22 protein-coding genes, 3 tRNA genes and 3 pseudogenes are annotated in these 22,224 nt (G+C 69.1%); 12 read left to right on the forward strand and 16 right to left on the reverse strand.

The features are described from left to right. Positions 1-38 precede the first annotated feature (38 nt). On the forward strand, positions 39-1,298 hold the full coding sequence (locus ABT114_RS44035) for an RNA polymerase sigma factor (RefSeq protein WP_351151091.1): 1,260 nt from the start codon (positions 39-41) through the stop codon (positions 1,296-1,298). A gap of 48 nt (positions 1,299-1,346) precedes the next feature. Here the strand turns inward: ABT114_RS44035 and ABT114_RS44040 are convergent, their stop codons facing one another. The 4 genes from ABT114_RS44040 to ABT114_RS44055 all read right to left on the reverse strand — a co-directional run bounded on the left by ABT114_RS44040 (position 1,347) and on the right by ABT114_RS44055 (position 6,972). After that, a complete protein-coding gene (locus tag ABT114_RS44040) occupies positions 1,347-3,275 on the reverse strand; it encodes an ABC transporter ATP-binding protein (RefSeq protein WP_351151094.1) in 1,929 nt (642 codons plus the stop codon). After that, complete coding sequence (locus ABT114_RS44045; protein ID WP_351151097.1) at positions 3,275-5,008, reverse strand: ABC transporter ATP-binding protein; 1,734 nt, start codon at positions 5,006-5,008, stop codon at positions 3,275-3,277. Before ABT114_RS44045 ends, ABT114_RS44040 begins: the two co-directional genes overlap by 1 nt. A 103-nt stretch (positions 5,009-5,111) precedes the next feature. Then, entirely contained in the window at positions 5,112-6,566 is a 1,455-nt protein-coding gene (locus ABT114_RS44050) for an FGGY family carbohydrate kinase (RefSeq protein ID WP_351151100.1), read from the reverse strand. Between the two features lie 100 nt (positions 6,567-6,666). Then, on the reverse strand, positions 6,667-6,972 hold the full coding sequence (locus tag ABT114_RS44055; protein ID WP_351151103.1) for a YtxH domain-containing protein: 306 nt from the start codon (positions 6,970-6,972) through the stop codon (positions 6,667-6,669). 156 nt (positions 6,973-7,128) lie between these two features. On the opposite strand from ABT114_RS44055, the gene ABT114_RS44060 reads away from it, so the two are divergent. From ABT114_RS44060 to ABT114_RS44070, 3 genes are all read left to right on the forward strand, one after another. After that, positions 7,129-7,201 (forward strand) — tRNA-Asn (locus ABT114_RS44060). Between the two features lie 5 nt (positions 7,202-7,206). Further along, a tRNA-Asn gene (locus tag ABT114_RS44065) sits at positions 7,207-7,279 on the forward strand. Between the two features lie 167 nt (positions 7,280-7,446). Then, positions 7,447-7,520, forward strand: a tRNA-Ile gene (locus ABT114_RS44070). Positions 7,521-7,702: 182 nt separating this feature from the next. Here ABT114_RS44070 and ABT114_RS44075 read toward each other — a convergent pair. From ABT114_RS44075 to ABT114_RS44085, 3 genes are all read right to left on the reverse strand, one after another. Then, positions 7,703-7,828 carry a hypothetical protein gene (locus tag ABT114_RS44075; protein ID WP_351151106.1) on the reverse strand — a complete coding sequence of 42 codons (126 nt, stop codon included), beginning with the start codon at positions 7,826-7,828 and terminating at the stop codon, positions 7,703-7,705. Positions 7,829-7,852: 24 nt separating this feature from the next. Next, positions 7,853-8,305 (reverse strand): glycine-rich domain-containing protein, encoded by a 453-nt coding sequence (locus tag ABT114_RS44080; RefSeq protein ID WP_351151229.1) that lies wholly within the window; start codon positions 8,303-8,305, stop codon positions 7,853-7,855. Between the two features lie 200 nt (positions 8,306-8,505). Beyond that, complete coding sequence (locus ABT114_RS44085; RefSeq protein WP_351151109.1) at positions 8,506-8,883, reverse strand: DUF6415 family natural product biosynthesis protein; 378 nt, start codon at positions 8,881-8,883, stop codon at positions 8,506-8,508. Between the two features lie 163 nt (positions 8,884-9,046). Here ABT114_RS44085 and ABT114_RS44090 point away from each other — a divergent pair, with 163 nt between their 5' ends. The 7 genes from ABT114_RS44090 to ABT114_RS44120 all read left to right on the forward strand — a co-directional run bounded on the left by ABT114_RS44090 (position 9,047) and on the right by ABT114_RS44120 (position 14,224). Next, positions 9,047-9,898 (forward strand): helix-turn-helix domain-containing protein, encoded by an 852-nt coding sequence (locus ABT114_RS44090; RefSeq protein WP_351151112.1) that lies wholly within the window; start codon positions 9,047-9,049, stop codon positions 9,896-9,898. Between the two features lie 20 nt (positions 9,899-9,918). After that, positions 9,919-10,473, forward strand: a complete 555-nt coding sequence (gene cyaB, locus ABT114_RS44095) for a class IV adenylate cyclase (protein WP_351151115.1) — start codon at positions 9,919-9,921, stop codon at positions 10,471-10,473. A 119-nt stretch (positions 10,474-10,592) separates the two neighbouring features. After that, positions 10,593-10,865, forward strand: coding sequence for an oxygenase MpaB family protein (locus tag ABT114_RS44100; protein WP_351151118.1), 273 nt, complete (start codon positions 10,593-10,595; stop codon positions 10,863-10,865). 10 nt (positions 10,866-10,875) lie between these two features. Next, entirely contained in the window at positions 10,876-11,418 is a 543-nt protein-coding gene (locus ABT114_RS44105) for an SDR family NAD(P)-dependent oxidoreductase (RefSeq protein ID WP_351151232.1), read from the forward strand. Positions 11,419-11,747: 329 nt separating this feature from the next. Continuing rightward, the gene (locus ABT114_RS44110) at positions 11,748-12,824 is read left to right on the forward strand and encodes an alkene reductase (protein WP_351151121.1); all 1,077 of its coding nucleotides are present in this window, start codon (positions 11,748-11,750) and stop codon (positions 12,822-12,824) included. Positions 12,825-13,001: 177 nt separating this feature from the next. Beyond that, positions 13,002-13,523 carry a MarR family winged helix-turn-helix transcriptional regulator gene (locus ABT114_RS44115; RefSeq protein WP_351151123.1) on the forward strand — a complete coding sequence of 174 codons (522 nt, stop codon included), beginning with the start codon at positions 13,002-13,004 and terminating at the stop codon, positions 13,521-13,523. A gap of 191 nt (positions 13,524-13,714) precedes the next feature. Beyond that, positions 13,715-14,224 carry a MarR family winged helix-turn-helix transcriptional regulator gene (locus ABT114_RS44120; RefSeq protein ID WP_351151126.1) on the forward strand — a complete coding sequence of 170 codons (510 nt, stop codon included), beginning with the start codon at positions 13,715-13,717 and terminating at the stop codon, positions 14,222-14,224. 35 nt (positions 14,225-14,259) lie between these two features. Here ABT114_RS44120 and ABT114_RS44125 read toward each other — a convergent pair. The 3 genes and pseudogenes from ABT114_RS44125 to ABT114_RS44135 all read right to left on the reverse strand — a co-directional run. Next, positions 14,260-14,550 (reverse strand): annotated as a pseudogene (locus ABT114_RS44125) (tetratricopeptide repeat protein); the annotation flags it as partial. Positions 14,551-14,564: 14 nt separating this feature from the next. Next, positions 14,565-15,230 (reverse strand): FMN reductase, encoded by a 666-nt coding sequence (locus ABT114_RS44130; RefSeq protein ID WP_351151129.1) that lies wholly within the window; start codon positions 15,228-15,230, stop codon positions 14,565-14,567. Next, a pseudogene (locus ABT114_RS44135) lies at positions 15,227-16,311 on the reverse strand (CE1758 family FMN-dependent luciferase-like monooxygenase). The gene ABT114_RS44130 and the pseudogene ABT114_RS44135 overlap by 4 nt, the downstream one beginning before the upstream one ends. A 213-nt stretch (positions 16,312-16,524) precedes the next feature. On the opposite strand from ABT114_RS44135, the gene ABT114_RS44140 reads away from it, so the two are divergent. Further along, positions 16,525-16,983 (forward strand): nitroreductase/quinone reductase family protein, encoded by a 459-nt coding sequence (locus ABT114_RS44140; RefSeq protein ID WP_351151132.1) that lies wholly within the window; start codon positions 16,525-16,527, stop codon positions 16,981-16,983. Here the strand turns inward: ABT114_RS44140 and ABT114_RS44145 are convergent. The 6 genes and pseudogenes from ABT114_RS44145 to ABT114_RS44170 form a co-directional block, all read right to left on the reverse strand. Further along, on the reverse strand, positions 16,895-17,344 hold the full coding sequence (locus ABT114_RS44145; RefSeq protein WP_351151135.1) for a winged helix-turn-helix transcriptional regulator: 450 nt from the start codon (positions 17,342-17,344) through the stop codon (positions 16,895-16,897). The genes ABT114_RS44140 and ABT114_RS44145 overlap by 89 nt on opposite strands. Before the next feature lie 122 nt (positions 17,345-17,466). Next, a complete protein-coding gene (locus tag ABT114_RS44150; RefSeq protein WP_351151137.1) occupies positions 17,467-17,916 on the reverse strand; it encodes a DUF6069 family protein in 450 nt (149 codons plus the stop codon). Between the two features lie 311 nt (positions 17,917-18,227). Then, a pseudogene (locus ABT114_RS44155) lies at positions 18,228-18,474 on the reverse strand (alkene reductase); the annotation flags it as partial. Between the two features lie 141 nt (positions 18,475-18,615). Continuing rightward, a complete protein-coding gene (locus tag ABT114_RS44160; protein WP_351151140.1) occupies positions 18,616-20,562 on the reverse strand; it encodes an LppU/SCO3897 family protein in 1,947 nt (648 codons plus the stop codon). Further along, positions 20,559-21,521: a protein phosphatase 2C domain-containing protein gene (locus tag ABT114_RS44165; protein WP_351151234.1), complete on the reverse strand. Its 963-nt coding sequence runs from the start codon at positions 21,519-21,521 to the stop codon at positions 20,559-20,561. Before ABT114_RS44165 ends, ABT114_RS44160 begins: the two co-directional genes overlap by 4 nt. 8 nt (positions 21,522-21,529) lie before the next feature. Continuing rightward, positions 21,530-22,207 (reverse strand): vWA domain-containing protein, encoded by a 678-nt coding sequence (locus tag ABT114_RS44170; protein ID WP_351151142.1) that lies wholly within the window; start codon positions 22,205-22,207, stop codon positions 21,530-21,532. Positions 22,208-22,224: the final 17 nt, after the last annotated feature.

A 22,224-nucleotide genomic window follows, 5' to 3' on the forward strand; every position in this document is an offset into this window, starting at 1 on the left:
TCGTGGCAGCGATGTGTCGTACTCCACACTGGGTTCCGGTGCCTGAGTCCTCGGAGCGCGGCCGATCCGTCCCCAACGGGTCCCACACCCCCGCGGTTCCGCTCATCGCGTACGGGACGGACAGCGGCGAGGCCGCCGACTCCGCCCCCGAAGTACCGCTGCCGCACACCTCAGCAGCGATCATCCTGGAGGTCGCCCCCGTGCAGACCCAGACCCTGACCGACGACGTACTCGTCGCCGTGCCCCCACAGAACCGTGTCGTGCACCATCCCGAGGCCGAGCCCGAGGGCCCGCCCGAACCTGCCGCGGAGCCTCCCGCCGAGGAGATCGCGCACGACGAGGCCCCCGAGCCCGTCGACCCGCCCCCCACCCGCGCCGACAACTCCGGCCCGTCCTCGGACCTGTTCCGCCAGTACCTGCGCGAGATCGGCCGCATCCCGCTGCTCACCGCGGCGGAGGAGGTCGAGCTCGCCCGCCGGGTCGAGGCCGGGCTGTTCGCCGAGGACAAGCTGCTCAACACCCCTGACCTGGACAGCCAGTTGGCCCTGGACCTGGACCGGCTGGTCGTGCTGGGCCGGATGGCCAAGCGCCGCCTCATCGAGGCCAACCTGCGGCTCGTCGTCTCCGTCGCCAAACGCTACGTCGGCCGCGGCCTGACCATGCTCGACCTGGTCCAGGAAGGAAACCTGGGCCTGATCAGGGCCGTCGAGAAGTTCGACTACGCCCGCGGCTACAAGTTCTCCACCTACGCCACCTGGTGGATCCGCCAGGCCATGTCCCGCGCCCTCGCCGACCAGGCCCGCACCATCCGCGTCCCGGTCCACGTCGTCGAGCTGATCAACCGTGTCGTCCGCGTCCAGCGCCGCATGCTCCAGGAACGCGGCTACGAGCCGACCCCGGAAGAGGTCGCCGACCACCTCGAACTGCCGCCCGAGCGGGTCCGCGAGGTGCAGCGCCTGGCCCAGGAACCGGTCTCTCTGCACGCCCCCGTCGGCGAGGAGGACGACGTGGCCCTCGGTGACCTCATCGAGGACGGCGACGCGGCCTCACCGGTGGAGTCGGCGGCGTTCCTCCTGCTCAGGGAGCATCTGGAAGCGGTGCTCTCCACGCTCGGCGAACGCGAGCGGAAGGTCGTCCAGCTGCGCTACGGGCTCGCCGACGGCCGCCCGCGCACGCTGGAGGAGATAGGGCGCATCTTCGGGGTGACCCGGGAACGCATCCGCCAGATCGAGTCCAAGACGCTGAACAAACTCCGCGACCACGCCTTCGCGGACCAGCTGCGGGGCTATCTGGACTGAGGGCCGCTCACCTCGTGTGAGCGGCCCCCGGGCCTGAAGCCGAGTACCTCAGTCGACCTCGGCCACTGCCTGCGCGAACTGCGCCTTGTACAGCCGCGCGTAGGCCCCGTCCGCCGCGAGCAGTTCGGCATGCGCGCCCTGCTCCACGATCGACCCGTTCTCCATCACCAGGATCGTGTCGGCGTCCCGGATCGTCGACAGCCGGTGGGCGATGACGAACGACGTACGCCCGTGCGCCAGCTTCGCCATCGCCTTCTGGATCAGCACCTCCGTGCGGGTGTCGACGGAACTCGTCGCCTCGTCCAGCACCAGGATCACCGGGTCGGACAGGAACGCCCGCGCGATGGTGATGAGCTGCTTCTCGCCGGCGCTGACACCGCTGCCCTCGTCGTCGATCACGGTGTCGTAGCCGTCGGGCAGCGTCCGCACGAACCGGTCCGCGTGCGCGGCGCGCGCCGCCTCCTCGATCTCCCCGCGGGTGACCTCCCGCGAGGCGCCGTACGCGATGTTCTCGGCGATCGTGCCGCCGAACAGCCAGGTGTCCTGGAGCACCATGCCGATCCCGGCGCGCAGCTCGTCCCGGGACATCCGCGCGATGTCGACGCCGTCGAGGGTGATACGCCCGCCGGTGACGTCGTAGAACCGCATGAGCAGGTTGACCAGCGTGGTCTTGCCGGCGCCGGTCGGGCCGACGATGGCGACCGTGTGCCCGGGTTCGACCTTGAGCGACAGGTCCTCGATGAGCGGCTTCTCGGGGTCGTAGCGGAACGACACGTGCTCCAGCGCGATCCGCCCGCGCAGCTCCTCGGGCCTGGCGCCCGGCATCGGGTCGGCCTCCTGCTCCTCCGCGTCGAGGAGTTCGAAGATCCGCTCGGCGGACGCGACACCCGACTGCACCAGGTTCGCCATCGACGCGACCTGCGTCAGCGGCATCGAGAACTGGCGCGAGTACTGGATGAAGGCCTGCACGTCACCGATCGACAGCGAGCCGGAGGCGACCCGCAGGCCGCCGACGACGGCCACCAGCACGTAGTTGATGTTCGAGACGAACATCATCAGCGGCTGCATGACCCCGCTGTTGAACTGCGCCTTGAACCCGGCCTCGTACAGCGCGTCGTTCTGCTCGGCGAACTGCTTCGCCGACTCCTCCTGCCGCCCGAACACCTTCACCAGCGTGTGCCCGGTGTACATCTCCTCGATGTGCGCGTTCAGCTTGCCGGTGGAGCGCCACTGCTGCACGAAGTGCGGCTGCGACCGCTTGCCCACGCGCGTGGCCACGACGAACGACAGCGGCACGGTGACCAGCGCGACCAGCGCCAGCAGCCACGACACCCAGAACATCATCGCCAGCACACCGATGATCGTCAGCAGCGAGTTGATGAGCTGGCCCATCGACTGCTGGAGCGTCTGCCCGATGTTGTCGATGTCGTTCGTGGCCCGGCTGAGCACCTCACCACGCTGCCGCTTGTCGAAGTACGACAGCGGCAGCCGCGACAGCTTCGTCTGCACGTCCTCGCGCATCCGGAACATGGTCCGGTTGACGGCCCGGTTCACCAGCCTCGTGGCGAACGCCATCAGCACACCGGCGACGAGGAACGTGCCCAGCGCGAGCAGCAGTACGTTCCCCACGGTGCCGAAGTCGATGCCCTTGCCCGGGGTGAAGTCCGTGCTGCGCAGCATGTCGGCGACGGAGCCGTCACCCCGCTCGCGCATGGACTGCAGCACCTGCTCCTTGGTGGACCCGGCCGGCATCTGCCGTCCGATGATCCCCGCGAAGACCAGGTCGGTGGCCTTGCCGAGGATCTTCGGGCCGACCACGTTGAGGGCCACGCTCACCACCACGCATGTCAGCAGCGCGTAGATCGTGAGCCGCTCGGGCTTGAAGTTGGCGATGAGCCGCCTGCCCGACACCTTGAAGTCCAGCGAGCGGCTGTCCGGGCCGCTCCCGGCCATCATCCGCCCCATAGGCCCGGCCATCAGGCAGCCTCCGCTTCCGTGAGCTGGGAGAGCACGATCTCCCGGTAGGTCTCGTTGTCCGTCATCAGCTCGCGGTGGGTGCCCGTGCCGACGACCCGGCCCTCGTCGAGGACGATGATCCGGTCGGCGTCGCGGATGGTGGCCACCCGCTGGGCGACGATCACGACGGTCGCCTCGGCGGTCTCCTGCCCGAGCGCCGCCCGCAGGGCCGCGTCGGTGGCGTAGTCGAGGGCGGAGAAGGAGTCGTCGAAGAGGTAGATCTCGGGCCGCTGCACGAGCGTACGGGCGATGGCGAGCCGCTGCCGCTGACCGCCGGAGACATTGGTGCCGCCCTGGGCGATGGGGGAGTCGAGCCCGTTCTCGAGCTTGCTCACGAAGTCCTTGGCCTGCGCCACCTCCAGAGCGTGCCACAACTCCTCGTCCGTGGCGCCCGGGTTGCCGTAGCGCAGGTTGGTCGCCACCGTGCCCGCGAAGAGGTACGGCTTCTGCGGCACGAGCCCGACGGTCCTGGCGAGGACCACCGGATCGATGTCCGACACCTCCACCCCGTCGACGAGCACCTCGCCGTCGGTCGCGTCGAACAGTCGCGGGACCAGCCCGAGCAGCGTGGACTTGCCGCTGCCGGTCGAGCCGATGACGGCGGTCACCTCACCGGGCCGCGCCACCAGGTCGATGGCCTTCAGCACCGGCTCCTCGGCGCCGGGATAGCGGAAGCCGGCCCCGCGGATCTCCAGATGCCCGTGCCGGCGCAGCTCGGTGACCGGCGCCACCGGCGGAACCACGGACGACGAGGTGTCCAGGACCTCCTGGATGCGCTCGGCGCACACCTCCGCGCGCGGCACCATCATGAACATGAAGGTGGCCATCATCACGGACATGACGATCTGCATGAGGTAGGCGAGGAACGCGGTCAGGTCACCGATCTGCATCCCACCGCTGTCGATCCGGTGCGCGCCGAACCAGACCACCGCGATCTGCGACACGTTCACCGTGGTCATGACCACCGGGAACATCAGCGCGAGCAGGTTGCCGGTCTTCAGCGAGATCTCGGTGAGGTCGGTGTTGGCCTGCCGGAACCGCTGCTGCTCGTACTCGTCCCGGACGAAGGCGCGGATGACCCGGTTGCCGGTGATCTGCTCGCGCAGCACCCGGTTCACCGTGTCGAGGCGCACCTGCATGGAGCGGAACAGCGGCCGCAGCCGCCGTACGATCAGCGTCACGCAGATGCCGAGGATCGGCACGACGGCGACCAGCACCCCGGACAGCGGAACGTCCAGGCCGAGCGCCAGGACGATGCCGCCCACGCACATGATGGGCGCCGACACCATCAGCGTGAACGTCATCAGGGCCAGCATCTGGATCTGCTGGACGTCGTTGGTCGTACGGGTGATCAGCGAGGGCGCGCCGAACTGGCCGACCTCGCGGGCGGAGAAGGACTGCACCCGGTCGAAGACGCCGGCGCGCATGTCGCGGCCGAGCGCCGAGGCGGTCCGGGCGCCGTAGTACACGGCGCCGATGTTGCACACGACCTGCGCCAGCGATATGCCGATCATGAGGCCGCCGGAGGACAGGATGTATCCCGTGTCCCCCTCGACGACGCCCTTGTCGATGATGTGCGCGTTCAGGGTGGGCAGGTAGAGGGTGGCGCAGGTCTGCAGGAACTGCAGCAGTACCAGCAGAGCGATGGGTTTCCTGTAGGGCCTGAGATAGGTCCGCAGAAGTCGTATGAGCACGCTACGTCTCTCGGAGTCGGCGGTCGGGGCGGACGGTTGCCCCTGGCCCCTATCGTCGGGCACTCCACCGGTGTTACCTCAACCGATTAAGCCAACGGTGCGCTTATGGGCGGAATGCCCCCGGATGCGTCTGCTCCCGCACCGACACGTACTGCTGGCGCACCGCCTGTCCCACCGCCAGCTCCTCGCCGGGCTCCAGGACCTGCGCGGCCGCGCCCTGCCAGGCGGGCGGGGTACGCGGGTCGAGGGTGCCCTGGGACACGCCGAGCGCCCAGGCGGCCTGCCGGGCGGCGCCGATCGCCGCGTAGTCCGCGGGCTGCGGCACCACGACCTGCGCGCCGAACAACCCCGGCGCCGCGGCCTGCACGGCGGGCAGCTCCGCGGCCGCCCCCAGCAGGAAGACCCGCCGCACCTCCACACCCCGGCCGCGCAGCACGTCGAGCGCGTCCGCGAGCCCGCACAGCATGCCCTCGAACGCGGCCCGCGCCAGGTGCTCGGGCCGCATCGACTCGCGCCTGAGACCCGCCAGGGTCCCGGCGGTGTGCGGCAGGTTCGGCGTCCGCTCACCCTCCAGGTAGGGCAGCAGCACCAGGCCGTGGGACCCCGGCGTCGACTTCATCGCCAGGTCGGACAGGCCCTCCAGGTCGGCGAGACCGAGCAGCTCGGCGGTGCCGCGCAGGGTGCGTACGGCGTTCAGGGTGGTGACGACCGGCAGATGCATGCCGGTCGCGTCGGCCAGAGAGGTGATCATCCCGCTCTGGTCGATCAGCGCCTCGGGGTGGACGGCCATCACCGAGCCGGAGGCCCCCAGCGACACGACCGCGTCGCCGAGCCCGAGGCCGAGCCCGAAGGCGGCGGCCATGGTCTCGCCGGTACCGGCGGAGATCAGCAGCCCCTCCGGCGTCGTACCGGCCGCGTCGGCGGGCCCGATCACCTCGGGCAGCATGGTCTGGTGACCGAGCGCCAGCTCGACCAGGTCGGGCCGGTAGCCACCGGTGGCGGCCGACCAGTACCCGGTGCCGGAGGCCCCGCCCCGGTCGGTGGTCCGGCGCACCGGCCGCCCGAGCAGCTGCCACACCAGCCAGTCGTGGGCCTGGAGCAGGAAGGCGGTGCGCAGCGCGTTGTCGGGCTCGTTGCGGGCCAGCCAGCGCAGCTTGGTCACCGGCTGCGCGGCCTGCGGCACACAGCCCACCGCCTGCGCCCACGCCTCACGCCCGCCGAGGGCGTCCACCAGGTCGGCCGCGGCGACCTGCGCCCGCTTGTCGCCGCCGACCAGCGCCGGACGCACGGTGTTGCCCTGCGTGTCGAGCGGCACGATCGCGTTCTGCTGCGCCGACACGCCGATGGCCTGCACGCCCTCGAGGAGCCCACCGCCCGCGGCTTCACCCAGGGACAGCAGCCACGCCTGCGGATCGACGTCGGCCGGCCGCCCGCTGCTCTCGCCGCCCTCCACCGGATGAGGCGCATAGCCCTGCCTGAGTACGGCTCCCGTGTCTGCGTCGCAGACGACGATACGAGTGAAATCGGGCGCACTGTCCAACCCGGCGACTATCCCCATGGCCAAATTCTGCCGCACCGGGAGAGGTGGCCGTGCCGGGTGGAGTCTCAGGGACGTTGCAGGTTCGTGTGATGCCCGGCACCCATCCCTGTGACCTGCGTTACGTGTTGCTGGTGCCCCAGTCGTCCGCGCCCGCTCCGTCGGTGTTCCGCGCCCGCAGCGAGCGGACCCGGTCCGTGACCGAGTCGGGCATCCGCTCGCCCACCTTCTCGCTCACCGCGTGGTACGCCTTGCCCGCGAACTGGCGGCCCTGCTGGGCGGCCGACTCCGCGGTGTTGCGCACGGCGGGGTTCTGCGCGACCTGACGAGCGGACTTCTTCAGCTGCTCGTAGCGCTCGCGCCCGGCACGCGTGCCCAGCACGTAACCCAGGACGAGTCCGGCGACGAACGTGAGCCGGTAGCGCATGGCGACCGCCCTTCCCTTGCGTTAGGTCTCTGGCGCGGCAGGCCAGGGGGGAACCGATTGGCGAAGCACCCCCCTGCTTGCGCTAATGTATGTGTCGCAGCGAGCGCACGCCCCCTGGCGAATACCCAGGTAGGTACGTTCGATGCAACGAGGCATTCCTCCGTAGCTCAATTGGCAGAGCAGCCGGCTGTTAACCGGCAGGTTACTGGTTCGAGTCCAGTCGGGGGAGCTCGGTCCTCCGTAGCTCAATTGGCAGAGCAGCCGGCTGTTAACCGGCAGGTTACTGGTTCGAGTCCAGTCGGGGGAGCATGCTGAACGAGGACCCCGTAGGGGTCCTTTTTCATGTTCGGGGGAACCGCGCAGGCGGCAGCACGGTCCTCATGGTCATGCGAAGTCGACCATGCGAAGCAGGAGATCGTATGACCGGCTATGCTGCGGCAGACGGCGCGCACACATGTACGCGACACGCCGTACGGGGCGGTAGCTCAGCCGGTTAGAGCAGCGGACTCATAATCCGTCGGCCGTGGGTTCGAGTCCCACCCGCCCCACTGGGACACGTGTTCGAGGAACCGTTTCCACCTGCGAGACCCCGTCAGCCCCCTTCGAGTGAAGGGGGCTTTGCTGTCTCTGGAGATCGCTAGCTGGCCCGCTGCTGGCCCGAAAGGCAGATGATCAAGACATAGAGCAGCCCCGGCCGGATCAGCATCCGGCCGGGGCCGCGGTTACTGCGTCAGCGCTCAGCCGGGACGATGAATCCCCGCACCGGCTTCGGCTCCGGGTCACGCGAGTCCGGCTGCTGCGCGCGCTTCCACGCCGCCACCAGTTCCGCGTACCTCGGGTCGATCCACTCGGACATGCGGCCTCCCTTCACCGAGGAAGGCTAGGCCACGCCGCCGGGCTTTTTCGGTGTGACGACGATGGTGCACTCGGGCGCGTGCTGGCACTTCGCCGCGACCGACACGAGGGTCTCGTCCGACGGCGGGCCCCACAGTTCCGGGTCCGCTTCCCAGCCGAGTTCCGTGATCTTCTCGCGGGTCCGGTCCAGGATCTCGGGGTCGTAGTGCGTCGGGTCGTAGCCGGGGTAGTGGTGCACGATCTCGCCGCCCAACTGCTCGCACAGTTCCGCGTACATCGCGGTGTGCAGCAGCAGGGCATGCCAGCCCTCGTCGACGATCCGGCTGGGCGCGAGGCCGACACCCGGGTTCTTCGCGCAGGCCGCGACGAACTTGAGGCCCTCCTCGACGATCCGGCCGGCCATCTCCTCAGCCATGTCCGGGTTGGCGTCCATGACCGTGCTGCGGCAGGAGGTGAACTGTTCGTCGGTGATGAGCATGCGGGGCAGTACCGGCTGGTCCGGGCCGGGGATCGGGGCCGGGTCGGGGCCAGGGTTCGGAGGTACGCTCACGGTTGTCTCCTTCGCTGGTTGCGGATGAGGTTGAGCGCCCGGGCCGGGTTCTTCGCGGGATACGGTCCGGGCGTTCCTGTCGCCAGGCGCGCGCTTGGGCGCAGCCCTGCGGCAGGAGTCTGGGGTGCTCAGTTCGTGCTGAGGTTCTCGTAGTGATCACACAGCGCCCGCACTGACCGCGCCAGCTTCACCGCGACAGACAGACGGACGTCGCCCGTGTCACCGTCACCCAGCCGCAGCCGCATACGGGCCTCGCCCACGCAGGCCAGCGCGCACGCTCGCGGAACGTCATCCTTCGGCAGGCCCAGGCACACGGTCTCCACCTCTGGGATGAGCTGCTCGATGTGGTCCCGCAGCAGGACGGCCAGCGTCCCCAGCTCGTCACCGGCGAGGACGGGGGCGAGGTCGCCGAGCAGGTGGCGCACGGACTCGCGCATGGTGGCGATGTCCACGGGCAGCTCGTCGTGCCCTGCCGCTCCGGCGGCGGTGGCGGTACGTTGCGTCATGTCGACTCCAACCAGTCGGCCAGCCCCGGGGTCGTTCGCGCGGTCGCCGGGGCATGCATGATCTGGCCAGCATCTTGTGACGCATGGTGTCGGTTCGATCCCCCACCGGTAATCTCACCGTGAGATGGTTTCCCATCCTGCTCGCGATACCGGGGGCTGCGCTATGACGACGACGCTCGGACCGATTGAACTGCCCGACTGGGCATGGGAGCGCGCTGAGGTGCGGCAGGCGCTGCGCGCGCGGGACATGGGCGCTGTGTTCCGGCACGTGCAGCAGTACGCCGGTGCCAGCCAGGCCCGCATCGCGAGCGCGGCCGGAATGACACAGGCCCGCGTCAACGAGATCATCAACGGCCGCCGCGAAGTGTCCCGCCTCGACGTGTACGAGCGCATCGCCGACGGACTGCGCATGCCTGACGATGCCCGCCACTTGCTCGGCCTCGCCGCGAGCCGCGAGAAGCGCTCCGGCGGTGCCGCCTTTGACCTCGCCGCATTCCCTGAAGTCGTCCGCGTCTACGCCGCGCAGAACTCCGCGGCTGAGGAAATCCAGCAGCAGGCCCGCGAAGCCACGGAGTTGGATGTACTCGCGGTGCGCGGCCTCGGCCTGATCGGGCTTAGTGACAGCCTGCTGCGCGCCTGCCTGCCCCGTGAACAAGGTGGCAAGGGCCTACGGATCCGGATCGCTCTCCTCGACCCCGACAGCGACGCCCTGGCCCAACGGGCTGCCGAGATCGGGGAGTCCTCCGAGTCCCTCGCGTCTGGGGTACGGCTGGCGGAGGCGCGCCTGCGCGAGTTGGCTGACTCGTCCGAGATCCAGGTGTACAGGTACCGCATGCTGCCTACTTGGCGGCTCGTCCGCACGGACTCCACCATGTTCGTCAGCGCCTTCGACGCGGGGTGGGAAGGCCACGAGAGCGCGACGTACAAGGTGATGGAGACACCGCACGGACCCTTGTTCCGGGGGTTCCGCAGGATGTTCGACGCGGTCATCGACAGCGCGCAGCGCACGGTCTGACCAGGAGGAGGAAACCGCTCGTGATCGAGGCGGAGTTGAAGGCGCGGGTGCACTCACCCGAGGCGGTCATGCGGCAGCTCGACCAGCTGGCGACGGCGCGCGTCGAGATCTACCAGGACAGCTACTACGACCGGCCGGACGGCTCGCTGGGGAAAGCGGGCGAGGAGCTGCGGGTGCGTACCGTCCATGGCGCGGATGGGACCCGCACGGTGCTCACGTTCAAGGGCGCTGCGGTCGACGAGGACTCGGGGTCGAAGCCCGAGCATGAGACCCGTGTCGAGGACTCCGAGGCGGCGCACGCCATCTTGCGCGGCCTCGGCTACCTGCCCGTCATCGCCTTCGAGAAGCGGTGCAGGAACTACGACCTCGAGGACCGCGGCCGGCAGCTGCTCGCCACCCTTGTGCGCGTCCCCGAGCTCGACGGCACGTTCCTCGAGGTCGAGACCATCGTCAACGAGGATGACGTCACGGCCGGGCTGGACGACGTCCGGGCCGTACTCGCCGACCTCGGTATCGGCCCTGAGGATCTGACACGGGAGCTGTACACGGACGCCGTGGCCGCCCGCCGCAACTGACCCCGGACGCACGAAAGCGGCCCCGCCCTCCCGCGTGGGGAGAGCGGGGCCGCAGTCATCTGGCGAACAGGGCGATGGCGCCTGTGGCCGCGCCCACGGCGCCGGCGAGGACGCCGATCGTGGGCAGCGGCCAGCGGGCCTTTTCCAGGGTGCGGATGCGGGTCTCGTGGTGGGGTGAGGCGACCTCCTACCTGGCCCGGATGAGGCCTCAGCTGACCCCTACCCCGGCTGCCTTGCGCTACCTGCGTGACTTCGGGCGTGGTCCGGCCGAACGCCTCGGCATCCGTGTCCTGTTCGCCGGTGCGGTCACCCTGCTGCCGCCGTGGGCGGCCAGTGCGCTCGCCCTGACGCCGCGGCCGTGGGGCGCACTTCGTCCGCACCGACGTCAGTGACGCCGAGTCGATCAAGGTCGCTGTCGATGCTGCTGAGCAGCAGTTCGGCAGCCTCGACTTCGCCCACAACAATGCGGGCATCGGCGTGAACGGCACCGTGGCCGATCTGTCCGAGGAGAGCTGGGACAAGGCGATCCGGATCAATCTCAACGGTGTCTTCTACGGAATGAAGTACCAGGTCCAGGCCATGCGCAAGGTCGGTGGTGGTGCGATCGTGAACACCGCCTCCATGTGGGGCCAGGCCGGCGTCGCCAACGGCGCGGCCTACTCGGCCAGCAAGCACGGCGTCATCGGACTGACCCGGTCGGCGGCCCTCGATCACGCCAAGGAGGGCATCCGTGTCAACGCGGTGGCCCCTGGCCCGATCGAGACGCTGATGACCAAACAGGCCGCTGCGGACGGCTACCTGGACGCGATCATCCAGCGCACCGCCACGGGTCAGATGGGCAAGCCGGAGGACATTGCCGAAGCGGTGGTCTGGCTCGCCTCGGACGCGGCTCGGTGCGTACATGGCGCCGTTATCGACGTCGACGGTGGCTGGCTGGCCGGCTGAGGGGCTCGTGGAGCGGGGCGCTGTGTGCGCTCCGCTCCACTGCTATGCAAGTTCCAGATTTTTACATAGCCGAACAAGTATCTATACTGAACTTGTCGCGGATGGATGCGGTGCGGCGCTGCTGGCCCTCGGCATCCTGTGGTAACTGGTGGGAAATTAGCGATTTGTTCACCTATCTGAAGCCTGCTGGCGCGGGTGTCGCGGGTCCGCACGTCAGGCGGAATGAATCGATACCAGTTCTTGTTCAGTCAAGTAGAGATGTAATGAGTGTCGCCTGCAGGCCCTCCTCTCGTGGGTGTGCCGGTGTCTCGATAGCGAGGAGTTTCTTCATGTCGAAGGCGTTTGAGTCGTACGAGCTGGCCGGTCAGCGGCTGGCGAACCGGATCGTGATGGCTCCGATGACGCGGAGCCGGGCCTATGGGGAGGGGCAGACTCCGACGGATCTGATGGCGGAGTATTACGCGCAGCGGGCGTCGGCGGGTCTGATCGTCACGGAGGGCACGCAGCCGTCCGCGATCGGCCAGGGTTACCCCGACACCCCGGGTATCCACACGGTCGAGCAGATCGCGGCGTGGCGGAAGGTGACCGACAAGGTGCACGCCGAGGGCGGCGTGATCTTCCTGCAGCTGATGCACACCGGCCGGGTCGGGCACTCCTCCTGGTCCGGGCGCCAGCCCGAGGGCCCCTCCGCCGTCCAGGCCGCGGGACAGATCTACACCCACGACGGGATGAAGGACTTCGAGCTGCCGCACGAGCTGAGCGACAGCGAGGTCAAGGCGACCATCGACGACTACGTGTCCGCCTCGCGCAACGCGATCGCGGCCGGCTTCGACGGCGTGGAGCTGCACGGCGCCAACGGCTACCTGATCCACCAGTTCCTGGCCCCGAACTCCAACACCCGCACCGACGCCTGGGGCGGCACCCCCGAAAAGCGGGCCCGCTTCGCCATCGAGACCGCCAAGGCGGTCGCACAGGCGATCGGCGCGGACAAGACCGGCTTCCGCATGTCGCCGGGCAACCCGTTCAACGACATCGCCGAGACCGACCGCGCGGACGTCGAGGCCACCTACACCGCCCTCATCGACGGCCTGGCCCCCCTGGGCCTGGCCTACCTGCACCAGATGGAAGCCCCCGGCTACCGCGACTTCACCCTCACCGCCCGCAAGGCCTGGCCCACCACCTTCATCCTCAACCCCTTCACCGGCCAGGAGCCCACCGGACCGGCCGAGCTGGAGCTGATCGAGGACGGCACCACGGACCTGCTCGCCTACGGCGCCCTCTTCCTCGCCAACCCCGACCTCCCGGCCCGCCTCGCCCAGGGCGGCCCCTTCAACACCCCCGACCGCGCCACCTCCTTCGGCGGCACCGAACAGGGCTACACCGACTACCCCACCCTCAACAACTGATCAACCCCAGGCGTGGCTGATGCTGCCGCGGCGCCCCCCGGCCCTCTGGGGCGGGGCGGGCGCCGCGGCGTATCGGAGCGAAGGAATGCCCGGAACGACTCTCAGTTACTTGGGTGATTGCACAGGACGTATGGACGCGGCGCGGCGAATCGCGCCACGAGGAGCAGTGGAGGACAGATGAGCAGTGAAGCAGCAGGTGTGGACCTGGAGCCGTCGGTCGTGCGCTGTGGACCGGTCGGCCACGCGATTTTCCGGGTGGCCCGGCTGCACCGCATGATCGCCGGGCAGTTGCTGCGCGAGGTGGGTCTCCACCCGAGTCAGGAGCTGGTGATGATGGAGCTGTGGGCACGGGGCCCGCTGCGTCAGGTGGATCTTGGTGAGCTCGTGGGATCGGATCCGGCGACGGTCACCCGTACGGTTCGCCGCCTGGAGCAGTCAGGATTCGTGCGCCGCGTGCCCTCGCCCACCGACAAGCGGTCGATGATCGTCGAACCGACCGCGGTCAGTCTCGCGCTGCGAAGCAAGGTCGAGGACATCTGGTCCCGGCTGGAGCAGTCGGCCGTCGGTGACCTCACCGAGGCCGAACAGGCCGACACGCTCGCGATCCTTGACCGGCTGGAGCGCAATCTGGCCCAAGCGACAGCCGAGATCGAGTTGGACTGTTCAGACTGTTACGTCGAGGACCAGGCTGACATCTGACGGACGCCGTCCTGCCCAGGCGGGGCTCATCACTCCGCACCAGCACGGGACGTCGGTGCGAGATCTTGCGAATGCTCGGATGCGCGCGGGAGAAGCACCAATCACGGGCCGCTTATAGTGCGAGAGCGGTGATGACCAGGGAAGACCGGCAGGGCGCCGGACCCTGTGGTGCGAGTGTCGGTGGAGGACGCATGAGTGATGAGTCGGGGAGAGGCGTGGCAGGCGTCGGTGAGGTGCCGTCGGCCGCGCGCCGTGGCCCGGTCAGCCACGCGATTTTCCGGGTGGCCCGGCTGCACCGCATGATCGCCGGGCAGCTGCTGCGCGAGGTGGGTCTCCACCCGAGTCAGGAGGTGGTCATGATGGAGCTCTGGCACCGTGGCCCGCTGCGCCAGGTCGACCTCGGCCAGGTCCTCGGGTCCGACGCGGCCACCATCACCCGTACGGTTCGCCGCCTGGAACAGTCCGGCTTCGTACGCCGCGTGCCCTCGCCCACCGACAAGCGGTCGGTGATCGTCGAGCCGACCGCCGCGAGCCTCGCACTGCGGGACAAGGTCGAGGACATCTGGGCCGAACTCGAACGCGGCGCCGTCGGCGACCTCGACGACGCCGAGCAGGAGCAGACGCTCGCCGTACTCGACCGCCTGGAACGCAATCTCGCCCACGAGGCGGGCGATACCGAACCGTTCGGCTGCGGCGCGTAGCTGCCGCTTGGGGCCGCACCGGACATGAGGTGAGCGTAGTGCTCCACCGGGTCGAGCTCGATGACCTGCCGCAGTGTCTCGGCCGCACGCTCCAGGCGTGCTGAGTGGTAGTACGCCCGGGCCAGCAGCAGCCGCGGACCGGTCGAGCGGGGCTGATCGGCCACGACGTCCTCGAGCAGCTTCGCCGCCCGGACGTACTCCTTCACGTCGAAGAGCTGCTGCGCGCGCTCCCAGCGGTCGGCCGTCGAGGCGGCCTTCTCGGGGGCGACGAGGCCGCTGTGGACGACCAGCTGAGGGATGTCCTGGTTCGTCATGGTGGCGGTCATGGTTGGTTCCTCCTTCACGGGGTGCTGGGCCGGGCCGGGGCCTGGGGCCGCAGCGCAGCCAGCTGCTGTTCGAACGGGACGACGGCGAGGTCGTCCGTGACCGGGGCCCCGCCGCCGGAGAGTCCGGCCAGGAGCGCGGACAGTTCGCGTCCCGCGCGGGCGATCCGAGTGGGCAGCGTGTCGGTGAGCGGGTCACCGCTGCCGCCCCAGTCCTCCGAGGCGGCGTACACCGAGGTGGGTATGACGACCGCGCGCAAGTAGGCGAAGAGCGGCCGCAGCGCGTGGTCCAGGGCGAGCGAGTGGCGGGCCGTGCCGCCGGTCGCCGCGATCAGGACGGGCTTGCCGGTGAGCGCGTCGTTGTCGATGACGTCGAAGAACGACTTGAACAGCCCGCTGTAGGAGGAGGTGAAGACGGGCGTGACCGCGATCAGAGCGTCCGCGCCGGTGACCGTCGTGATGGCCTCCTCGAGAGTGGGCGAGGGGTAGCCGCTGACGAAATGGTCTGCGATGTCCCGGGCCAGCTCGCGCAGTTCGACGACGTGGACTTCCGTGGTGCGTCCGGCCGTGTCGAGTTCGCCGCGTACGGCTTCGGTGAGGCGGTCGGCGAGCAGCCGGGTGGACGAGGGATTGCTCAGACCCGCCGAGACGACGGCGAGACGGAGCGGCTCCTGAGCGTTCACTGGGCGGTCTCCTTCTGGACGGTCTTGTTCTGGGCGGGGTGGACGGGGCCGGCGGAGATGTCGGTGGCGCGGCCGGTGGCGAACTCCTTGCGCAGTACCGGGAGCACGTGTTCGCCGAGCAGGTCGAGCATCTCCAGGGCGGTCTTGAGCGGAACGCCGCCGGCGTCGATGTTGAACAGCTGGCGCTGGTAGTCGCCGTAGTACTCGCGGTACTTGGCGTACTTCTCCACGACCTGGTCCGGGCTGCCCACGGTGAGCGAGGTGCGGGCCGTGACGGACTCCAACGAGGGGCCGCCGCCCATCGGGGAGCGGTCGAAGTGCGGCTGGTACTCGCGTACCGCGTCCTGGGAGTTGGCGCGTACGTAGACCATGCCGCCGATGCCGACGATGCCCTGCTCGGGAGTGCCGTGGCCGTAGTGGGCGTAGCGGGTGCGGTAGAGCTCGATCAGCTGCTGGAAGTGCTCGTGCGGGACGAACAGGTTGTTCACGAAGAAGCCGTCGCCGTAGTACGCGGCCTGCTCGGCGATCTCCGGGCTGCGTACCGAGCCGTGCCAGACGAACGGAGGGGTGCCGTCCAGCGGGCGCGGCATGGAGGTGAAGCCCTGCAGCGGAGTGCGGAAACGGCCTTCCCAGTCGACGACGTCCTCGCGCCACAGCTGGTGCAGCAGCGCGTAGTTCTCGATCGCGAGAGGGATGCCCTGGCGGATGTCCTTGCCGAACCACGGATAGACCGGGCCGGTGTTGCCGCGGCCCAGCATCAGGTCGATGCGGCCGTCGGCCAGGTGCTGCAGGACGGCGTAGTCCTCGGCGATCTTCACCGGGTCGTTGGTGGTGATGAGCGTCGTGGAGGTGGACAGGATGATCGCTCAGTCTGGGCGGCGATGTAGGCGAGGTGGGTGGTGGGGGAGGAGGACACGAACGGCGGGTTGTGGTGCTCGCCGGTCGCGAAGACGTCGAAGCCGACCTCCTCGGCCTTGACCGCGATCGCGGCCATCGCCTTGAGCCGCTCACGCGAGGTGGGCGTGCGGCCCGAGGTGGGGTCGGGGGTGGTGTCGCCAATGGAAAAGATGCCGAACTGCATGAGATCTCCCGAAGGTGGAGCGGTCCTTGCTGGTGGTCAGCCGCGTACTCCCTGACACACCAGTAGGTGTTTAGTTGTTCGGCTAACTAAATAGCCGCAGCGTCGAGAACCTGGGTGTTATTCCTCAGGCGAGAAGCGGCTCGGTGGCTAGAAATTGCTTGACCAACCTTCTGGTCGCCACTACGGTCTGCTGTCATCGCTGAGGAGGGATGCATGAGCTTCAACACGCCTGCCGGAACCCGCGGCGCACGACAGCCGGGCGGCGCGGTGGTCTGGTTCAACAAGCTGGCCAAGCGTCTGATCCGCCGTGGAGGCGGCAGGTTCCAGGGCTTCGACGCGCTGATCCTCACCACCGTCGGCCGCAAGAGCGGCCTCCCGCGCGAGACGCCTGTCGGATGGTTTCAGGGCGAGGACGGCAGCTGGCTGATCGTGGCCTCTGCCGCCGGTGCGGCGAAGAACCCCGCGTGGTACTTCAACCTCGCGGCCCACCCCGATCAGGTTCAGATCGAGGTGCAGGGGCAGAAGATCGCGGTCGTGGCGGAGGAACTGCACGGCGAGGCTCGCGAGACAGCGTGGGCACGGATCACTGCCTCGGCGCCGCGCTTCGCGCAGTACCAGACGAAGACGGACCGGGAGCTCCCGGTGATCCGTCTCGCGCGGCTTCCGCAGTGACGTCGATGGCCGAGAGGTGCGTCGCTGCCCAGGTGGCGATCACCCGGAGCACGGGGACGGCGGCCTGTCCGCTCGTGCTCAGGGTGTAGCGAGAGCGGACGGGTGGTCCGGGGTCCACGGTCCGGGCGACGAGTCCGGCGGCGGCCAGTTCCTGCAGTCGGCTGGAGAGCATGCGCTCGCTGAGATCAGGCAGGACCCGGGACAGGTCGGCGAAGCCGAGGGGCGCGCTTGACAATGCGGCGAGGACCAGTCCGTTCCATCGCTTGCCGAGGACGTCGAAGCCGGAGCGGAGGTGGGCGGCCTCCTGGCACCGGATCGCCTCTCGGGTGTCGACGGGTGGGGACTGCGGGGTCTCGGACATGGTGCGGTCCAACGTTCTCGCGTGCGGATGGAGGCGTTGTGGGCCACGCGGTCCGGGGCGGACGGCAGGCCCGGGGCATGTCGGCTGCGTGAGCCGCGGTGGGGCAGGGGCTTCAGTCGTGCTCAGTTCCGCACGGCACTGCGGCGCGGGCGCACGAGAGTGATCGCCGCCCAGGCCGCGCCCACGATGAGGTGCATCGCGGTGAGCATCAGTGCGGTGGCGGTGTCGTCGGCCATGGCGAACGGCGACACGCTCGACACGATGGCCACCGCGAGCCCGGCCCAGGCCAGGCGCCGGGCGAGGACGGGACGCAGGCGCCCCAGGCGGTTGATGACGGCGGAGCCGATCAGAAGGGGAACCGCCGAGGCCATGATGACCACGCCGACGCTGAGGTCGTACGGCGAGTCGATCTTCATGGAGGCGCCGGCGGCGTCGGCGATCCAGTAGGCGATGACATCGAGGAGGACCGCGGCGATCGTGGCGACGGCGATGCCGGCCAGCGGCAGCGTCGGTCTCGGCGCGGTGCGCGCGATGTCGGCGGGACGGTCGATCGTGGTGCCGGTGGTGTTCATTGGGGTTCCCTTGAGCAGTGGCGGGCGAGGTGTCTACCGGGCTGGGCCCGGGCGGTCGGCGACGTCCTCGTGTCGGGTGTCGCCAGCCCTGTGATGGCTGCCCGAAGAATAATACTTGTTCGGACAGGTATCTGTTTCTCCAATGTAGCCGACGTGCAGCGTTACTCAAGGGACGAAAGTCCCCCAATCGGGACACTGAACAGGTAGTTATGAACTTTGCTGGCGTGGGCGATCCGCAAGAGGGCTTTCAGTTGACCGGACAGGTAAGTGGTAGGGGCGGCGGAGACGACGTCACCACGTCACCCCCACCGTCAGCCGAGGGGCGGGTAGTCCGTGTAGCCGCGCTCGTCACCGCCGTAGAACGTGGCGCGGTCGGGTTGGTTGAACGGGCCGCCCTGGCGGAGCCGGGTTGGCGAGGAAGAGGGTGCCGAAGGCTACGGCGTCGGCGGTGCCGTCCTCGATCAACCGCAGCGCCGAGGCGTCGGTCGGCTTGGGGAAGGTGAACGGGTTGAGGGCGAGGGCGCCAGGCCATTCCTTGCGCAGCCGCATCGTGAGATCGCTCTCGGTGACGTCGCTGAGCGGGTTGGCGGGGGGAGATACCGATACCGACCCGGTGGGCGCCAACGCCGGTACCTTCCAACGGAGTTCGCCCGAGGTGCGCGTGCTGCCGTGGCCGGTGTGCACGATGCGGTCGGGGACTTACTTCCATCTCCAGCACACCGTGTAGGCGAGTGACGGATAGTCCGAGGGCTTCCACGTGGTCCAGCCGTAGTTTCCGCAGAAGGCGCCGGCGTCGTATTGGCTGGTGCGCCCGTTGACCACCACGTTCGAGGCGGCGCAGGAGCCGACGTTGGTGAAGGTCACGTTCTGGCCGCTGCCGGACTTGAGGAGGCATTCGTTCTTCGTCGCGTATCCGGCGTCGTCGGGGTAGTTCATGGACAGGCAGAGCAGCACGTCGAGTCCTGAGTCGCTTGCGACCCCGAAGTGCTTCCACTGGTTGTAGTGCGGCCAGGAGTTGCACTTCGAGTCGTCGCTGATGCCTCTGTAGGTGGCCAGGACCTTGAAGTTCCCGGTCTGGCAGGTTTGGGTGCTCCATGAGCCGGTGCCGCTGGAGCCGTAGACGCAGTCACCCTGGTGGGCGTGGTAGGCGGTGCCGCCGGGACTCTGATAGCTCAGGCACAGCACGAGGTCGTTGCGTGCGGAGGACACGCTCTCGTCGTTGTCGGTGACGTTGTCACAGCTGGACAGGTCGGTCGTGTCGGAGTAGATGCTCACGACCTTGAACGCCCCGTCCGTGCAGTCGGTCGCGACGAGGTCGGGGTCGTCGCTGGTCCCGTTGTCGTAGAAACAGGACCCGACCTCGGCGTCGGCGATGGCGTCGGGGGTCGGGGATTCCGACGGCGTATCGGGTTCAGAGGTCGCGGGGTCGGGGTCTACGGGGTCGGGATCCGTGGACGCGGGGTCGGTGGGTAGGGAGTCGGGCACGGTCGGGAAATCCGACACAGCCGGGGCGACCGACCCGGAAGCCGTCCCGGAATCGGCCTGGTTGGAGTGCGTGGCGGCGAGAGCGAGAAGCGCGACGAGTACGACCGCGACGCTCGCGGCGAAGCCGGCTCCGGTCTTGCCTTTGGGCTTTGCCGGTCTCGTACGGGGGACGGCCCCTCCTGGCAGAGGGCTGCCCGGAGCGTGCTGGGTCCGCCGGGGTCGTCGACCCGGCGCCGACACTGCCCCGGGGCCGGGTCCTGCCGGCGCCGATGCCGGAGCGGTCGATGCTGTTGTGGCGGCGGCTGCGAGGGTTTCCGCCCACAGAGCCGGAGTCGGACGCCTGGTCGGGTCGGGATCGAGGCTGCTGCGGGCCAGGTCGACGAGTGCTGGGCCGACGGGTGCCAGCGCGGCGGGGTCGGTGGCGGTCTGGTCACGGGCGATGAGGCGTACGGCGAGCAGGGCGAGCTTGTAGACGTCGCTGGCGCAGGTCGCCTTCTCCTCTCCGTCGGGGATCTGCCAGTCGGGAGTCTCGGCCTGGGGGAGGACGGTGGCGCCCCGAAGACGCATGGCATCGGCGTCGATGAGGAAGCACTCGGCGTGCGGGGCGGTGGCGAACAGCAGGTTCTTCGGGGAGAGGTCTCCGACGGTGATGCCGAGGCGGTGGAGCCGACTGAGCGTCGTGGCCAGGTCGCCCAGGATGGCGAGACGGTCCCGGCTGCTGATGGTCAGGCCGATGCCGGCCACGTAGGCGTCGTCGTTGAGGAGGTACTCCATGTTGGCGAGTCGCTGGGTTCCGCTCGCTCCGCCGAGGTTCTGGAACGCGAACCGGAAGCGCTCGGGAACGGCCCGCATGAGGAACCCGCAGGTGTGCCCCTGACGTTGGACCACGGCCGCGGGCCAAGCGGTCCTCTCGCACAGCCACTTGGCGTCCGCCGCGTTCAACCCGCCGATCAGCTCGGCTCTCGACGCGAGCGCGTCCGCGCGCAGGGCGGGCAGTACGGCAGGACCGTACTCCTTGTAGACCACGTCCCAGCCGTCGCCCGCCGCCTCGTTGATCTTCCGGTTCGTGACCTCGTAGACCGTGCCCTGGCCGCCCTGGCCCAACTGCTGTCCCAGGGTGAGCTTGTGATGTTCGACCATGGGGGTTCGCGGGGAGTTCACCACTGCCCCTCGGGTGTCGTGGGCCAGATCGTCAACAGGGTCCTGTCGTCGTCGAAGGTCTCCCGGGAGAAGTCCAGCAGGTGCGCGAACCACAGGGGCGGCGGCGGGTGCGCGAGGTGACGGGCGAAGAGGGAGCCGACCTGGCCGTCGCCGTCGCCGAGCGGGTCGGCGAAGCCGTCGGTTCCGATCAGCAGCGCCTCGTGGGAGGACAGGCGCCTGCTGGTCTGCTCGAGCGGATCGGGCACGTGGGGCAGGGGCGTCACCGTGCTGGACACCAGGAGGACGTCCGACCCCGTCTTGGTGGGGAACAGGGGCAGGAACTGTCCGCGCGAGCGGTCCAGGGTCCATGCTCCCGAGTCCCCGATGCGGCACAGCTCGACCAGAGGCCCGCCGGGGTGAGGGCGGACCACGCCCGCCACGAGCGTCGTCGCGTACAGGCCGGCCACTTCGCTGAACTCCGGGTCCCGTCCGCCGAGGCGCCACCGCGTCAGCTCACGCAGTCGATCGGCCGCGTGGCATGCCACGTCACGCAGGTCGATGGGTTCTCCTGGCTGGTCGAGCAGGTGGAGCAGCCGATCCAGGGCTGCCTGGCAGGCCGCTACGGCGCCCTGCTCGGAACTGGACGCACTGGAGACGCCGTCGGCGACCGCGAAGACGATGCTGCCGGTGGCGGCGTGTACCGCCGCTCGTGCGGCGTCCTGCCGCGGTTGCCGGTAGTAGCGGTGCTTGGCACCGCGCACCGAGGCGAACCGCATGGCCAGCTCCGTGGTCGACCAGCCGTCGCATTCGGTGTCCGGGAAGTCGAAGTCGTACTGGCCAGGGGGCAGCGCCTCGAACTCCGGCCCCGGGGTTCCGATCACGATCCGGTGCCAGGGCGCGGGGTGCGTGGGGTGCGTGGGGTGCGCCGGGGACGATGCCTTCTGTGTCCCAGCGGGCGCGAGGGCGTTCTCCGGGTTCATGTTCACGGTCACACCTCGTCGATCGCCATGGTGAACTGGTCCGGCCGGTTGACCACGAGCTGCGGGCTCGCCGAGTTCAGCGCCTGCCCGGAGGCGACCAGGCTGGCGGTCAGCGAATGGAAGAACTCGGAGATGGCCTGGCCGATGTCGGTCCCGGCCTTCGCGACGAAGGCGAATTCGGGGCGGGTCGCCACTTCGAGCATGGTGTTGGCCCGGGCGTCGCCTATGCCGCAGGCGATGATGTTCGGGGCCGTCGGGGTCTGGGACTTGTCGGTCAGCGCGGCGTGGGGGCCGCGCCAGGACCCGCCGTCGGTGGGCTGCCCGTCGCTCAGGAGGAACACCACGGGGCGGTGCACCTTGTATCCCTCGCCGCGCAGCCACTGCACATCGGCGGGAATCCGATGCAGCAGATCCTCGAACACGGCCTTGTAGTTGGTGAGTCCACGGATCTCCATCTGGGGCAGGGTGCCCTCGGTACGCATGTCGGCCACGGCGAGCCGCACCTGCACGTCGTCGGAGAACCCCAGCACCGCCAGCCGCAGCTTCGCCGCGACCATCGGCTCCGCGCGAAGTCCCTCGCACAACGACACCAGTCCGTTGGACAGTTCCTCCAGGTACGGGCTCATCGAGCCTGACTCGTCGGCCAGTACGTAGGCCGGCAGCAGTACGCCCTTTGTCTCGGACATGTTGGATTCCCCTCCTG

The sequence above is a fragment of the Streptomyces sp. NPDC002088 genome (assembly GCF_040296605.1).
GTDB lineage: Bacteria > Actinomycetota > Actinomycetes > Streptomycetales > Streptomycetaceae > Streptomyces.